Here is a 16,110-nt window from a genome sequence, read left to right as displayed (position 1 = left end):
ATAAAAAAAGGACGATAAACATCGTCCTTATAACTAAAAGTTATGATAAATCAGTGTGGTGTAACTTTAGTGTTTACTGCCTTATATTTTTAAAGTTGATGTAATCAGCGCATCTGTTATCAGGATATTCTCTGAAATACAAGAAATATTTTTTAATGCAGCTTTCGCTTCCGTTATGCTTCCACTTTTCACTTGTGAGAGGATCCATTTCTTAATTTCCGGAAATACGGTATATTCCGTGACTTCCCAATCAGGAATGCGGCAGCGAATCAGTGTGTCAAATACGAAATCGCGAACGCCCTTTTTGGCCATCGTTTCGCCCAATCGTTTCATGTTCATCTTTTCATAGCCAAGAAGTACACAACCTGAATATACGAAGAGTATGTCAGAAGTCTGGACGGTGCTATATTCGATACATTTGATCGCCGCTTCTACCAGACATGGAAGCAGATTCGCTTTTAGATAACGTTCGCTTCGTCTCATGGAATATCCGGCATAAAGTGCCTGAATCGCATGGTAGAAAAAGGATTCACTCGTTTCTGCCAACAAGCGGGTGTTATCCGGAGCTATGAACTTACCTATATGACCGTTTCTTTCCAACTGCCTGATGCGGTCTCTTTTTACAAGTGCAACTTGAAGGTTTTCAACCATAACTTTCCGCCAGTTCTGCCAGGTGGATTTCCGGTTACGGGTATTGGCGAATGTGATTTCCATGTAACCGTCCGACACAGACGTAGCGATTTCCATTGTTCCGCTGCGAGCTGTCATATCGGAAGTTTTGTCCCACTTTGTTCCGTTCACCATAATCTCTCCACCGAATAGTCCGGCAGGAATTGGCAGGACAGATACTTTATTTTCTGTTATCCACAAGTATATGGCAGAAATGTTATAAACATTCTCTTCGTTTCGAGCAGCAGTCACTCCGGCATCCTCCCAGACAAGAAAACTGCGTCTGTCATATTGTATGGTCTTGCCGTTGTCATCTTGCATGGTCTGGTGGGTAAATACGACTTTCTCTTTGCCGAAAATATCTGTCATAGCTGTATATGACAATGGTAGGTCGACATTTTTCCCGTTTATCTTTAATATGCCTTCCGCAATCTCCACTCCATCTGTCTCCGGCAGATCGGGACTTCCTCCTTGCTCTTTATTCTCCTTTTCCGACAACCATGGTTTGGCAATCGGCAGCTTTCCGCACGGAGGTGCAAACATCAGAGTTATATCTTCTGAAATAGGAGGTAATAAAAGGTCTATCTCCGGATATGGCTTTGGGTAATTGAGCCAGTATCCCAATTTATTCGGACGGCTTGCCGTACGAAGGAAATGCCAAAAGTCTTCCGGCAGACTCAGTATGTCATCGGTATGCTGATGCGTATTTACTACGATAGTACCGTCAGGTAACACATGAATCTTTTTGAATGATTCGCTGCCAAACACACCGGGGCGAATGCGCAATACTTCATCTGTCCTCCGGTTCCAGAGACGGGCATAGTCGGAACGGTTACCATTGTCACTGTTTCCCTCTACCAAAATCCAGTCTTCCTGAAATATGTGCAATCTGAATAAACCATCCCCAATGTGGTGCAACGGAGCGATACGGCATCTTCGTGTCGCCATATCGAGATCAAGCAATCCAGGTTCCAACCATATTCCACTATTGTTTCTTGCATTGTATTCGTGCAGCAAAATAATGCGTGCGGTGTCCGGCACGGGTATGCAACCTTCACGGAACGTTTCATATCCGAACATGGAGAATGGTAGGGTGGTATATTTCCCGTTATCGTCATATCGGATGATGCCTGATCTGCAATAATCCCCCATTGTTATATACAGCGTTCCCTTCCCGTCTATCCCGAAACCGGGAGGATACATCAAACCATCCGGCAATATGATACGGCTTACATATTTTATTCCCCGTTCCGTCATTGTATGAATGATAGCACTTTTGACATCCCCCAGGCAGAGATAATGTCCGTACCATCGAAACTCATACTTTTCATAGACACTCAAATCACACAGGCGTGGCCATTTGTCCGCCTCCAACGGGTTCTTTCCCCCAATAGGCATTTCTCCCAAAGAGGTAGAATAAAGTGCAGCATAAAAGTCCAGCTCCTTCGAGTATCTGAAACTGTGGATTTTCCTCGTTTTGAATTTTACAGGCTGAAGAGGTACAATACGCAAATCGACTATGAATGTTCCCAACCATTGCTCTTCATCTTTCGGTTCCCATTCTCCATAGGCGAAATATCCGGCAAAACCTCTTACGATATAACAGATACCGTCATCCGGCCATTCCATTTTTTCACGGGGCATTTGCTTTCGTGGATTGATATGCCGGGCTGTAATCCCAAAGTCACGGTGTGGTTGTTTGAGAAGTTGGCAATATTGACCATACTTACTGCATTTCTTCTCAAAGGTCTGCATTTCCGTTTGTGGAAGCAACTCCAATAGGTAAATCTCATCACCGTCCAAGTCATAGAGAGCGTATCCGTAGGCGGTAAGTTCCTGCCCCAAGGCAGCTATGCCCGCTTCATGCGACAGACAGTAATATTGGGTTATGATTTCATCAAAACGCTTGTCTTTCAATATGGGAACATCTTTTCCCCATTTTTTTCTCATTTCTGCCAGCGTATCTTCTACATCTCCATCATATTTGTGTAGGTCAAGGGCTTTATTGCGAACTTCTTCCATTTGATCATTCTCATACAGTTCCATTTCGCTCTTAATCCATTCCACCACAGCCTTTCTGGATATTCCTTTTGTAGTATATATACTGGCAGGTATTTTTGAGAACCGGATACCGTTATTTGAGAGTTTGTGCATCAGAAGAACAAATTGGTCGGGGGTATAAAGTTCATCCTTCATTAACCATTCTCCATTGCATACAAGAAAACCGTCTTTTTCGTTCCAGTCCCCATGAATGCTGTTGTCACCGTTGCACACGTGAATTTGATAACTCGTGAAACGGGTATAGTCATAAAAAAGAGATCTCGGTCCGAATAATCGGACTGTCAGAACAAACCATGCTTGTTCGTCTCTCTTATTGTCCGATACGGGGAACATTTCCCCGTTGGAAGTAAAATGGAAAGATATACTCCATTCAAAATCATCAGGGTAAGGAATATTGACCTTTGCCAACCATTTTGCGCTCACAAGAGTGGGGATTATCCTCTCGTAATAATCGGTAAGTTCCCGGTTCAGTTCATGCAGATGCTTCTGTTCCGGCAATAGCAGCACAATGCGATACAATATATGAAGATCTCCCGGACCTTGTTCCATAAGGGTATGGGCGAGTTTTGACAGATAAGCTATGGCACAAGAATCTGGAGACAAGGCCAGCAAAGCTGCGCAATACCAGAATCTTATAATATCGTAATCGAAAAGTCCGACCATGCAATAAATTTCCAACTCTTGTGCCGTGAAAGGTATACAGGGATAACCTTGTAGAAAATCTGCCACTATGCGGATAAGTTCTCCGTCTGTCGCGTACGGTTGCATGCGCAATATTTCTTTTCTGTTGGTAGGGGCATGAATATAAGAATCGAGCGCAGAGTTGAGCCGGTTGATTTTATCAGACAGCGTCACATTGCAATTTGTCGGTGTCGATATGCGGATTTTGTTACTGGCATGGCATCCGGAATATTTTTCGTTTTCATAAACGTATGGAATACAGTCGGTAAGATACCATTTCCAAAATTCCCTGTTCGATTCGGGATTGATTTCCGATAAGTCTGCCGCACCTCCATTGCAGGAAAGACTTGCCAAAAACGCTGCATCCCATTCGTCGGAGGCAAGTTCTTCATCATTTTCCGCAACTTCTTCACAATCGTTACCGTCTGTTACTGTATAAGCTGCTTGTACAGCTGCCATGCCTGCCATAAGTGGGGCAAAATCGGTTCCATAATCATGTCCTTCTACAAGACTAGAAATGTAGTCCGCTATTTTTGTTATTTCATCCGGGGTTGCTTTTTCTCCTAAGCAATACTCCGCTTTTCGGAGCAATTCAATAATTTCATGGTTTTCTCCAAAATATTTTCTCCAAATCGGTAAAACTTTAAGCGCACACAATATACCGACTCTTCCTGCTATACGGGGAGACCGGAATGCCTGTAAAATTTTATATCTTAACGGGCGGGACAGGTGACCTTGTGGTGAGCTGGAAATTTCTTCCAACCCTTCTTTTATCAATTCCTCCGGAAAATCAGGTATTTCAGTTGCCTTTTCCGGCAAGACAAAAGTGATAATTTCCCGTTCTGAATTTTTATATATGGAAAGAATCATATCCAAATACCAGTGCCAATACTCTTTTCGTTTTCCCGTATCACCGTTTCCTTCATTGACAAAAGGATTTCCACCTGAATAGACAATTGAACCTATAAAATCAGCATTCCAGCTTTCATGATCGAAAGAACCGTCATCTTCTCCGCAATAATCCTCGATGTTCAATATAGACGCTGCATCATAACACACTGTATATCCAAGCATCACAATAGCCCAACCCACGGCTGTATCCGTTTCCTTATGATTATCTTCTATATGAATCCTCAATTTCTCTGTTTCTAACAATATATCTTCAACAGAGTTTTCAGCTTTATATAGATAACTGTTTATACAGGAGAGTACTTGTGCATGAACGTTGTTTTTCTTTCCGGCAAAAAAATAAATCTTCTTGCAACACTCGCATTGTATTTTCTGTACGACACGTATATCACTGATCCGTTTCATCAAATCAATCCTTAGCGGTAAAGGCAAATGTCCCATACTGCTTTGATTAATCAATTCTTTTAATCTTTCTATTCTATTTGTTATTGTATCTTTATCAGAATAGAGTTTCGGAAAAGTGTATTCCCGTTTGGATTTGGGGTATCCTACATACAGCCGGCTATAATCAATGTAGGTGTGAGGAGAATAACGATCATAAAAAATCGGCAGCCGGAAGTCCGATGCCTTTATATAAGCGTTCCCGTTTCCGTCTAGGCTTATCCCAAGTTCTTGAGATAGCATCGGGGCAATTGCCGGGTTATCAGCATATGCTATTCGTATGTATTGCTCACCATCCTTTTTTTCTTCGTACAGGACGATACTTCCATGCTGTTTACGTACCTTGTCCATATCTCTGGCAGTTAAATCATGTGCCAAAGATAAATAATATATTAAAATCTGAACGATTGTTCAGAAAATATTTTTATCTTTTAAACATTGTCAAAAAGAATCAGGCTTTCAGCAACGAATATAGACTATCAAATTTGTCCTTCAACTCTTCTACATCCAGACCGTTCAGGAATGATTGCTCGTAAGACAGTCCCAAGAATACCTGACGGAACAGCGAGGCACTCTTTTTCACGTCCGTATCTTGCTTTATTTCACCGCTCTCCTTGGCTCTCTGTATTACCTTTCTCCATAACTCATGCTCCTTTTGGAACGTATCCTCCATTTTCTCACGGACTCCGGGATAGTACATCCTCACTTGGGAAAGGAAATGGAAGTAGTAGAAGTTGGGACAGCAGTCATTGTTGTCCACGCTACATTCCACCAGTCTGACAATACGGTTCATGGCCGCTCTCACTCCCGACACATACTGGTCAATAAATTCCGCAAGCGTTTCCGCCGGTTCTGCGAACTTGTTGGCAGGTGTCTGCATCTGTATGGCGTACTTGTCCGCTACCGCCATAAACAGGTCGAGTTTGTGGGGAAAATAATACACCACCCCTGTCTTTACGACTCCGCAGGCTTTCGCCAGCGTACTGATACTCGCCTTTTCGTAATTCATCCTCAAAAACACCTTGAATGCCTTGTCTATCACTTCTTCTCGGTTGGTAATCATATCGGATTGTCCTCTTTTATGTTTCTTTTTGCGAAGGTACGCTTTTTATTTTGAAGTTTTTGTATCGGGACGCCATTCTTTCTTGCCGGCAGGCCACTTCATGCCATCCCGTAGCCACTCGTTCCCCATCCCCTCCTTTCCCTTTGCGCCATAGCCTCTTACCTCTACTTTCGTACCGCAATTAACCTGATTGTATCACAATTAAATTCATTCATTTTATGGACAAAAAACTGAAAGATCTGAAAGACGAGGTATTGGTGGTGACCAACGCCGCCGAAGGCAACACCCCGTACGTGGTGGAGGACATCGAATCCGAGGGGGGACTCAAGACCAGACCGTTGGCAGGGGCAAAGCCTTCGGATCAGTTCATGCGGATAGACCGCAACGTGTCTATACTCGAAACGTTCTTCCTCAACATGAAACGACAGTTCGAGCGGCCGTCCGACTTCCGCTTCTATCACCTTCCGGCGGACTTGCTTGCCTCCGCCAAGGAGCTTGTCGGCCTGTTCAAGCAGCCCGAAAGTAATTCTGCCTTGCTGGACGAATACCGCCTTGATACGGAACAGTACGTACAGAGCCGGCAGCAGGCACAACAGCAGTCCGGAGGGGACGGAACGGAGCAATCCACCCGCTGGAGCATGGAACAGGTGGACTGGCGACAGCTTGAGCGCATGGGGGTAACACCCGAAACGTTAGGCGAACCGGGGCTCAGACGGTTGCTCAACGGCAACGAATCCGCCGTACTCACGCTGAAAACCGTTATCGAGGGGATAGAGTTTGAAACTCCCGCCTGCATCCGTCTGGCGGAGAATCCCGACGGCACGCTCCGGAACGAGATCGAGTGTTGCAAGCGTTATCCGGAACTGAACACGCCGTATTTCAACGTGGAGTTCACTCCCGAAGTGAAACAGAACCTGCTGGAAAAAGGCAATGCGGGTTGCGTGGTGGAACTCGAACTGGCCGGAGGCGTGCGTGAGCCGTGTCTGGTATCGCTCAATCCCAAGACCAACCGGCTCCACCACATGCCGGTCAGCGGGATAACCATTCCCGCAGAGGTGAACGGCACGGCGTTGACCGATGACCAGAGAAAACGCATCGCAAGCGGCGAGCCCGTCCTTGTCGAGAACATGTGGTCGGAGAAAAAGCAGCGTCATTACGATGCACGCTTGCAGTTCAATGCGTGCAAGGGAGGATTCGACTATGACTTCAAGGGAATCGCCCGCAGGCAGGAGCAGACCGTCGCCCAGGAGCAGAACCGGCAGCAGGAGCGTGGGCTGGTAATCCCCGCACGGCTGAAGGGGAAAGACCTTACCGAAGAACAGCAGGCATCACTGGCACAGGGCAAGGCGACCTACATCAAGGACATGACCGACAACGAGGGGAACCTGTTCAGTGCTTTCGTCCGTGTCAACCACGAGCGGGCGAAGTTCGATTTCTTCAAATGGAACCCGGACAAGAGCAAGAAGCGGGAACAGTCGCAGCAGACGGCCGTCCGTCAGGACGGAACGAAGCCGGCAAACGCCGTCAGCCGGAACCGCCCGGTACAGAAAGCCGATAAGAAAGGGGTATCCATTTGATCATTCACACGAATAATACAATAATTATATGAAAGTTATCATTGCAGAAAAGCCCAGCGTGGCACAGGGCATAGCGTCCGTAGTGGGCGCACGCCAACGGAAAGACGGGTATCTAACGGGGGACGGATATGCCGTGACATGGGCATTCGGGCATCTGGTCGGTCTTGCCATGCCCGAAAGCTACGGCTTCTCCGGCTTCCGCCGGGAACACCTCCCCATATTGCCGCAGGAGTTCAGGCTTGTTCCCCGTCAGGTGCGGGAGGGCAAGGTGTACAAGGACGATCCCGGAGTGGTCAGGCAGCTCGGAGTGATCCGGGAGCTGTTCGACAGGTGCGAGTCCATCATCGTCGCCACCGACGCAGGTCGTGAGGGAGAGTTGATTTTCCGTTACGTGTACAACTATCTCGGCTGTACCAAGCCCTTTGCCCGTCTGTGGATCTCCTCGCTCACCGACAGGGCCATCCGTGAGGGGTTGCGGAATCTCAGGGAGGGAAGCCTTTACGACAATCTTTACCTCTCCGCCAAAGCCCGCAGCGAGGCGGACTGGCTCGTGGGCATCAACAGCTCTCAGGCGCTCAGCCTTGCCGCCGGACAGGGCGTGTTCTCTTTGGGACGGGTGCAGACACCTACATTGGCGATGATCTGCTCACGCTATCGGGAGAACAAACAGTTCGTACCCCGGAAATATTTCCAGATAAAGGTTTCGGCTGCCAAGGACGGCATCGCCTTTTCCGCATTGTCACGGAACCGCTTCGATGACCTTGAATCGGCCACAGCCGAACTACGTGAGGTAGAGGACGGCGGCACGCTTGCCGTCACTTCCGTGGAACGTAGGGAGGCCGTTCAAGAGCCGCCATTGCCTTACGACCTGACCGCCTTGCAGAAAGAGGCCAACAGCAAACTGGACTTCTCCGCCGACAAGACGCTCACGCTTGCACAAAGCCTGTACGAGAAGAAGGTGCTAAGCTATCCGCGTACCGGCAGCCGTTATATATCCGAAGATGTTTTCGACGAGATCCCCTCACGCATAACGCTCTTGCAACAATATCCACGCTTCGCCGCCACCGCATCCGCTTTGCGGGACACGCCGCTCAACCGCCGTCCGGTCGATGATGCCAAAGTCACCGACCACCATGCGCTGCTCGTTACCGAGAACCTGCCCGAAGGTCTGTCGCAGGACGAGCGGGCTATTTACGAAATGGTTGCCGCACGCCTGCTCGAAGCCTTCTCCCCGCATTGCGTCAAGGAAATGACCGAAGTTTCCTTGTCCGCAGGCGGTGAGGTATTCACCCTCAAGGGGGCGGTCGTCAAGTCCGCCGGTTGGCGTGCCGTGCGTGGCGAACCGGAAGAGGAAGTGGATGAAACCACATTGCCGGAATTGCAGACGGATGAAACCCTGCCGCTGCTCGCTTCCGAAACGGTGGAGAAGCAGACCAAGCCCAAACCGCTGCATACCGAGAGTTCGCTGCTCTCCGCTATGGAGCATTGCGGCAGGGAGATCGGCGACGGGCAGCTGCGTACCGCAATCCGGGAGGCCGGTATCGGCACTCCGGCCACCCGTGCGGCCGTTATCGAGACATTGTTCGCCCGTAACTATATACGCCGGGACAAGAAGAACCTTGTGCCCACCGAAAAAGGACTGGCGGTTTACGATACGGTAAAGGACAAGAAGATTGCCGATGTTGAAATGACAGCGGCGTGGGAGGATACCCTCGCCAAAATAGAAACCGGAGAGGCCGATGCGCCCTCTTTCCGCCGGGACATAGAGGTCTATACCGCACAGATCGTCGCCGAACTGCTGGCCGCCACCCTCGATGTCGCTCCTTCGGGGGAGCAATGCGCCTGTCCCAAATGCAAGAAGAGCCGCATCCTGTTCTTCGACAAGGTCGCCAAATGCGCCGATGTCGATTGCGGATTCACCCTGTTCCGCAACAAAGGAGGCAAGGTGTTGACCGACAAACAGATTGTCGGGCTGGTAACCACAGGCCGCACCCCTCTTGTCAAAGGCTTCAGAAACCGTGAGGGCAGGAGCTTCGATGCCGCACTGGTGCTTAATCCCGACTTTACCGTAGGCTATTCCTTCCCGGACAGGAAACCGCAGGGAGAAAAAAGCGGCAGGAAGAGATAACTCGTCCGGAATTGTATCACTTAATAATCCGATAATTATATGAATCAGAATAAATCCAACGTGCCGGTATCCGTAGCGGAAGAACCGGATGAATTGTCCTACTACCGTCTTACCCTGTTGGCCTTCCTGCGTGAGTCGCATCCCGATTTGGCGAATGACGAGTCTTTTGTCACCGCCCGTAGCGATCAGGCCGCCGAAGCCTTCAGCGCAGCCGTCCGTTCCGGCCTGACCTACGACGATGCGGCACAACAGGCGAACGCCCTGCTTTTTCAGGGGTTGCATTTCTCTCCTCTGGACACGCTGGTTACCGTCCTCTGGAACGAGTTCGCCGCCGAAGTCCCCGAAGGCAGCGCACGCAGCGTGGCCTTACAGCTGCTTCCCGAATGCCGGAAGGTCTTCTCCGGCTATACGCTCTCGGATGATTTCATGTTCAGCCCGGAGTTCGGGCAGCTCTATGACGAGCTGGCAGGTACGGTTGTAATCTGGCTGGAAGAGAATGGCTTATAATAAAAAGGCGCATCTCAGGGACAATATAGAGGCAATCCGGCTGATGTTCCGTTTGGAGAAGGAACAGCGCGCCGCCACACCGGAGGAAGCGGGCATACTCGCCGCCTACTCCGGGTTCGGAGGTATCAAGGCGGTTCTTTCCCCTTTCGGAAAACTCACCGACATACTCCGCTGGACACAGGCCGACCGTGAACTGTTCCCCCTGATTACGGAACTTCACAACGTCCTGCGTGACGGGGCCGCTGACGAGCGTGAGTACAGGCGGCTGGTGGAAAGCGTGAAGGCATCCACCTTCACCGCTTTCTACACGCCGCCGGCGATTGTCAATGCCATTGCCTCTTCTTTGGGCGAACACGGAGTGTCGCCCGGCCGTTTTCTCGATCCTTCATCGGGAACCGGCAATTTTGTCTCGGCCTTCCGACCGCAATGCCACTCCGCATCCGGCAACACTCCCGAAATTGTTGCCTATGAAAAGGATTTGCTTACCGGCCGCATCCTTGCCCGGCTCCATCCCGAAGCGCAGGTCAATATCAAGGGCTTCGAGGAGCTGCCCCCGCACCGCAACGGCTATTTCGATGTGGTGAGCAGCAACATCCCCTTCGGCGACATACGTGTTTTCGATCCCTCCTTCGACAACGGCACGGCGAGGCGTTTTGCGCTGAACAGCCTGCACAACTATTTCTTCGCCAAAGGGCTGGACGCCGTCCGTGAGGGAGGCATCCTTGCATTCATTACCTCACAGGGGGTGATGAACTCCGCTATGGCCTATCCCGTAAGGCAATACCTGATGAACCGCTCCCGGCTGTTATCGGCTGTCCGCCTGCCCAACAACCTCTTTACCGACTATGCCGGTACGGAGGTGGGCAGCGACCTGGTCATCTTGCAGAAGGACACGCTTTCCCAAAGAGAGTACACCCCGCTCGAACGGTCTTTCGTGGAAGTCGGCACGCAGGCCGACGGGACAACGCAGAACGAGTATTTCGAGCATACCGCCGCCATCGTGCATACACGTGGCCATGTCGGTACCGATCCCTACGGCAAACCGGCACGCATCTACCTGCATGACGGAGGTATGGAAGCCATCGCCGCCGACATGAAGTATTTCCTTGACCGCAACCTCTCGGAACAGCTCGACCTGGACTTGTATCTCCGCCATTCACCCGTGCAGGAGTTCCGCAACCTGGTGAGCCGTCCGGCGGAAACCATGCAGCAACGCATCGCACAGGTGCGGGAAATCAACCGGTCCGGTGACGTGAACGGACATTCCACTTCTACGGATCAACAGACGGTACAGGTGGAGCGTCGGACTCCCACGCCGGAGCAGCCTTCAACGGATGCCCGGCCAACCGCCGCAAAGACCATGCCGGAGCCGGTCATGTCCCTGTACGACCTTTTCGGCTTCACACAAGAGGAGCGTTCACAGGTCAGGAAAAAGAAAACAAGGAGCACGAAGAAGGACTCCGGGCAGTTGTCCCTTTTCGATATACCACCGTTGGAGCAACATCCCGCCATACATCCCGCCCCGGCCGAACCGACTCCCCAAGAGAAAGAGCGGCAGGAACGGGAACGGCAGGAACAGGAACGCCGCCGGCAGGAGGAAGAGGCCGCACGGCAGGAACGCATGAAGCCCCGTCCTTATCCGGCCGGCCTGCAGGGACACCACCGCAACGGCTCCCTTGTGGACGATGACGGGCAGATAGGCTACCTCTCCGCCATTGGCGGGGCCGCACCGGTATTCAACCCGTTGGATCTGCCCGAACGCCAGCGACGCCGTGCGTCGCTCTACATCGAGATACGTGACACCTACCATCACCTGTACGAGAACGAGGCGGCCGCCCATGCCGCAAATCCGGCGTTGCGCACCATGCTCAACACCCTTTACGATGATTTCATCCGTCAGTTCGGCAACCTGAACGACAGGAAGAACATCGACCTGTTCCGCATGGATGCGGGCAACCGTGAGATATTGTCGCTGGAACGTTACATCGACGGCCGGGCGGTCAAGGCCGACATCTTCGACCATCCCGTCTCGTACAACATCAACGAGATCACCCATACCGATGACGTGCACGAGGCGCTCACCGCCTCGCTCAACAAGTACGGCAACGTGGACATGGCGTACATGGAGTCCCTGACCGACAAATCGCAATCTGACTTGTTGGAGGAACTGCGTGGACGGATATTTTACAATCCCCTCTCGAAGAACTACGAGATTGCCGACCGTTTCATTTCCGGCAACGTCATGGCCAAGGCCGAACACATCGAGGAATATTTGCAGTCGCATCCCGACAACGGCGAGGCACGTATTTCCCTCGAAGCCCTGCGGCAGTCGCTTCCCACGCCCATACCTTTCGAGGATCTGGATTTCAATTTCGGCGAGCGTTGGATACCGGCGGGAGTGTACAGCCGCTACGCCTCATGGCTGTTCGACACGGACGTGTCCGTCCGCTATACCGCCAGCAGTGACGAGTACAGCATCAAGGCCGACATGACCTCCCCACGCATCATGAACCAGTATTCGGTGCGTTCGGAAAGCCGCATCTTCAACGGCATCGCCCTCATGCGCCATGCCATCCACAACACCACGCCCAACATCACCAAGACCGTATTGGACAAGACGGGCAAGGAAATGAAGATACGTGATCCGGAGGTCACCCTGCTCGCCAACAGCAAGATTGACGAGATCCGTAACGGCTTCTCCGACTGGCTCATGGAGCAGTCGCCGGAGTTCAAGCGGAAAATGGCGGACATGTACAACCGCAAGTTCAACTGCTTCGTCCGTCCCAAGTACGACGGCTCGCACCAGAGCTTTCCCAGCCTCGACCTCAAGGGGCTGGGCATTCCCGACCTGTATCCCAGCCAGAAGGACTGCATCTGGATGCTCAAGCAGAACGGAGGGGGGATCGCCGATCACGAGGTGGGTGGCGGCAAGACGCTCATCATGTGCTGTGCCGCCTACGAGATGAAGCGTCTGGGACTGGCGAACAAGCCCCTTATCACCGGCCTGAAGGCGAACATCCACGAGATCGCACAGACCTTCGCCACCGCCTACCCCAACGCCAAAGTCCTCTATCCCGGCAAGGAGGACTTCACGCCGGAGCGCCGTGTCGAGATTTTCCACCGGATGAAGAACAACGACTGGGACGCCATCATCCTCTCGCACGAGCAGTTCGGCATGATACCGCAGTCCCCCGAAATCCAGCGTGACATCCTGCAACAGGAGCTGGACAGCGTGGAAGAGAACCTCGAAGTCCTCTACCAGCAGGGTGCGGAAGTGAGCAACGCACAGATCAAGGGCATGGAGAAGCGCAAGATGAACCTTGAGGTCAGGCTGAAAGAGCTGCTCCACGAGATCGAGGCCCGCAAGGACGACGTGGCGGACTTCAAGCGCATGGGCATCGACCACCTCTTTGTCGATGAATCGCACCGGTTCAAGAACCTGATGTTCACCACCCGGCACGACCGTGTGGCAGGTCTGGGCAACAGCGAGGGCAGCCAGCGTGCGCTCAACATGCTCTTCGCCCTGCGCACCATCCAACAGCGCACCGGCAAGGACCTGGGAGCCACCTTCCTGTCGGGAACCACCATTTCCAACTCGCTGACCGAGCTGTACCTGCTCTTCAAGTACCTGCGCCCCCGGGAATTGGAGCGTCAGGGGATCAACTCCTTTGACGCATGGGCGGCGGTGTTTGCCCGGAAGTCCGTCGATTACGAGTTCTCCGTCACCAACGAGGTGGTGCAGAAAGAGCGTTTCCGCTACTTCATCAAGGTTCCGGAACTCGCCTCGTTCTATTCCGAGATCACCGACTTCCGTACCGCAGCCGACATCGGCATCGACCGTCCGGAGAAGAACGAGATACTGCACAACATCCCCCCGACGCCCGACCAGAGGGAGTTCATACAGAAGCTCATCGAGTTCGCCAAGACCGGCAATGCCACCATACTGGGGCGCCCGCCACTGAACGAGAGGGAGGAGAAGGCGAAGATGCTCATCGCCACCGACTACGCCCGGAAGATGTCGCTCGACATGCGGCTCATCGATCCGCTCTCCTACGGCGACGACAAGGACAACAAGGCCACCCATTGCGCCGATATGATTGCGAAGTATTACAATAAATACGCCGGGCATAAAGGCACTCAGTTCGTTTTCTCGGACTTGGGAACCTACAAGCCCGACCAGTGGAATCCGTACAGCGAGATCAAGCGCAAGCTGGTGGAGGATCACGGCATCCCCGAAGACCAGATACGTTTCATTCAGGAAGCCAAGACCGAGAAGAAGCGCAAGGCGATGATCGAGGCGATGAACGAGGGAAAGATACGTGTTCTCTTCGGCTCTACTGAAATGCTGGGCACGGGAGTCAACGCCCAGAAGCGGTGTGTCGCCATCCATCATCTCGACGCACCGTGGCGGCCTTCGGACTTGCAGCAGCGGGACGGCCGGGGCATCCGCAAGGGCAACGAGGTGGCCAAGCTCTATGCGGACAACAAGGTGGACGTGATAATCTACGCCGTGGAGAAGTCGCTTGACAGCTACAAGTTCAACCTGCTTTACAACAAGCAGCTTTTCATCACCCAGCTCAAGCAGAACAACATGGGTTGCCGTACCATCGACGAGGGAGGCATGGACGAGAAGGGAGGCATACCCTTCTCCGAGTACGTGGCGGTGCTTTCCGGAAATACCGACCTGCTCGACAAGGCACGGTTGGAGAAGCGGATTGCCGGCATGGAAGGGGAGCGCAAGGCCTTCCAGCGTGGCAAGGGGGAGTCACGCATCAAACTGGAAACTTTCCTGGCGAACCGGGCAAGCAACGATGACATCATCGCCCGTGTCAGGAAGGACAAGGCCGCCATCGAGAGTCGTATGCAGTACGACAAGGAGGGCAACAGGCTCAACCCCTTGAAGATTGACGGCGTGGCAGGCGATGATCCGAAAGTGATTGCCGCCAAGCTCCACGAGATAGAGGACAGGGAACGCACGCACGGCCAGCCGAAGGTCATCGGCTCTCTCTATGGCTTCGACATCGTTGTCAAGACCGACACCACCGTCAAGGACGGTCTGGACTTCTGCGAGAACCGTTTCTTCGTGCGTGGCGAAGGCAACTTCCTCTACAACTATAACAACGGCCGCTTGGCGGTCGATCCGAAAACCGCCTGCCAGAACTTCATCAACGCCTTCGACAGCATCCCCCGCCTGATAGAGAAATACACGAGGGACAACGAAGCCATTGAGAAGGAACTCCCCGTCCTGGAACAGGTCGTCGGGGAAGTCTGGAAAAAGGAGGACGAGCTGAAGCAGCTCAAGGCCGACCTTGCCGCTCTCGATCGCAAGATCCTGCTCTCCCTCAAATCAGTGAATGCGCAGGAAAAAAGCACCGACGGAGTGATTGAAGTCGTGCCCTCCCAACCGGTAACGCCCGACGGACAGGATAACGCCCCCGCCGCCGGCATACCCGCCGCCGATGCTCCGCCCGGCAGTCCCTCACCGGGCAGTGTCCCCACGCAGGACACGCCCCCTGCCGAGCCTTATGTCCACCGGATGCCCGACTTCCTCGCCGACAGGCAGCGCACTCCGCCCAAACTAAGCGGAATGCCCAAAAGCATCAGCATCAAAGAGGCAATGGGAGCGCCCGGCGGCAAGCTCGTCACCGGCGGCGTCCCCAAGTCCGGCAACAAGGACGATCCCGATCCTGACCAGCCCGAAAAGCCCAAACCCAAGCTGAAGTTATAGTTCCTGTAACCGAAGCCATAAAAACAGCCCCACTCCGCCGGCTTCCCATGAAACAGCGGAGTGGGGTTTAAGTTTTTGTATAGCTAAAATTTAGAGCTAATGGCAAAGTTCTAATAAATTCAAGAATATAATATGATTAAGAGATTCAATAGAACAAAATCATAGATATCATTATTACATTGTAAATGCAGTAATGGATTTAAACTCTTCATAAATCTTTCTTGCCTTCAAGTTTAAGATTTGCTTTCTTCTCTACAAAATATTTAGCACCGTTATCTATTATAATCGGAGCTTCTTTAATTAGTCGAACCATCATATTTCTCACAAGAGCTGTGAAATGACATTA

6 protein-coding genes are annotated in these 16,110 nt (G+C 51.9%); 4 read left to right on the top strand and 2 right to left on the bottom strand.

Annotated features, from left to right (window positions below):
- Positions 1-81: 81 nt before the first annotated feature.
- The gene (locus DWZ47_RS03690; protein ID WP_117512358.1) at positions 82-5,112 is read right to left on the bottom strand and encodes an Imm5 family immunity protein; all 5,031 of its coding nucleotides are present in this window, start codon (positions 5,110-5,112) and stop codon (positions 82-84) included.
- A gap of 100 nt (positions 5,113-5,212) precedes the next feature.
- On the bottom strand, positions 5,213-5,824 hold the full coding sequence (locus DWZ47_RS03685; RefSeq protein ID WP_117512334.1) for a TetR/AcrR family transcriptional regulator: 612 nt from the start codon (positions 5,822-5,824) through the stop codon (positions 5,213-5,215).
- 218 nt (positions 5,825-6,042) lie between these two features.
- Between DWZ47_RS03685 and DWZ47_RS03680 the strand changes: the two genes are divergently transcribed.
- Genes DWZ47_RS03680 through DWZ47_RS03665 form a run of 4 tightly spaced genes read left to right on the top strand, consistent with a single transcriptional unit; the run spans position 6,043 to position 15,764 of the window.
- Positions 6,043-7,401, top strand: coding sequence for a DUF3945 domain-containing protein (locus tag DWZ47_RS03680; protein WP_117512333.1), 1,359 nt, complete (start codon positions 6,043-6,045; stop codon positions 7,399-7,401).
- A gap of 28 nt (positions 7,402-7,429) precedes the next feature.
- Positions 7,430-9,529 carry a type IA DNA topoisomerase gene (gene topB, locus DWZ47_RS03675; RefSeq protein ID WP_117512332.1) on the top strand — a complete coding sequence of 700 codons (2,100 nt, stop codon included), beginning with the start codon at positions 7,430-7,432 and terminating at the stop codon, positions 9,527-9,529.
- Positions 9,530-9,568: 39 nt separating this feature from the next.
- Positions 9,569-10,036 (top strand): DUF1896 domain-containing protein, encoded by a 468-nt coding sequence (locus DWZ47_RS03670; protein ID WP_117512331.1) that lies wholly within the window; start codon positions 9,569-9,571, stop codon positions 10,034-10,036.
- Positions 10,026-15,764, top strand: coding sequence for an N-6 DNA methylase (locus DWZ47_RS03665; protein ID WP_117512330.1), 5,739 nt, complete (start codon positions 10,026-10,028; stop codon positions 15,762-15,764). The genes DWZ47_RS03670 and DWZ47_RS03665 overlap by 11 nt, the downstream gene beginning before the upstream one ends.
- Positions 15,765-16,110 lie beyond the last annotated feature (346 nt).

The sequence above is a fragment of the Bacteroides sp. AF32-8BH genome, from assembly GCF_003435205.1.
Classification (GTDB): domain Bacteria; phylum Bacteroidota; class Bacteroidia; order Bacteroidales; family Bacteroidaceae; genus Bacteroides; species Bacteroides ovatus.
This window is presented reverse-complemented; position numbering and strand designations above follow the sequence as displayed.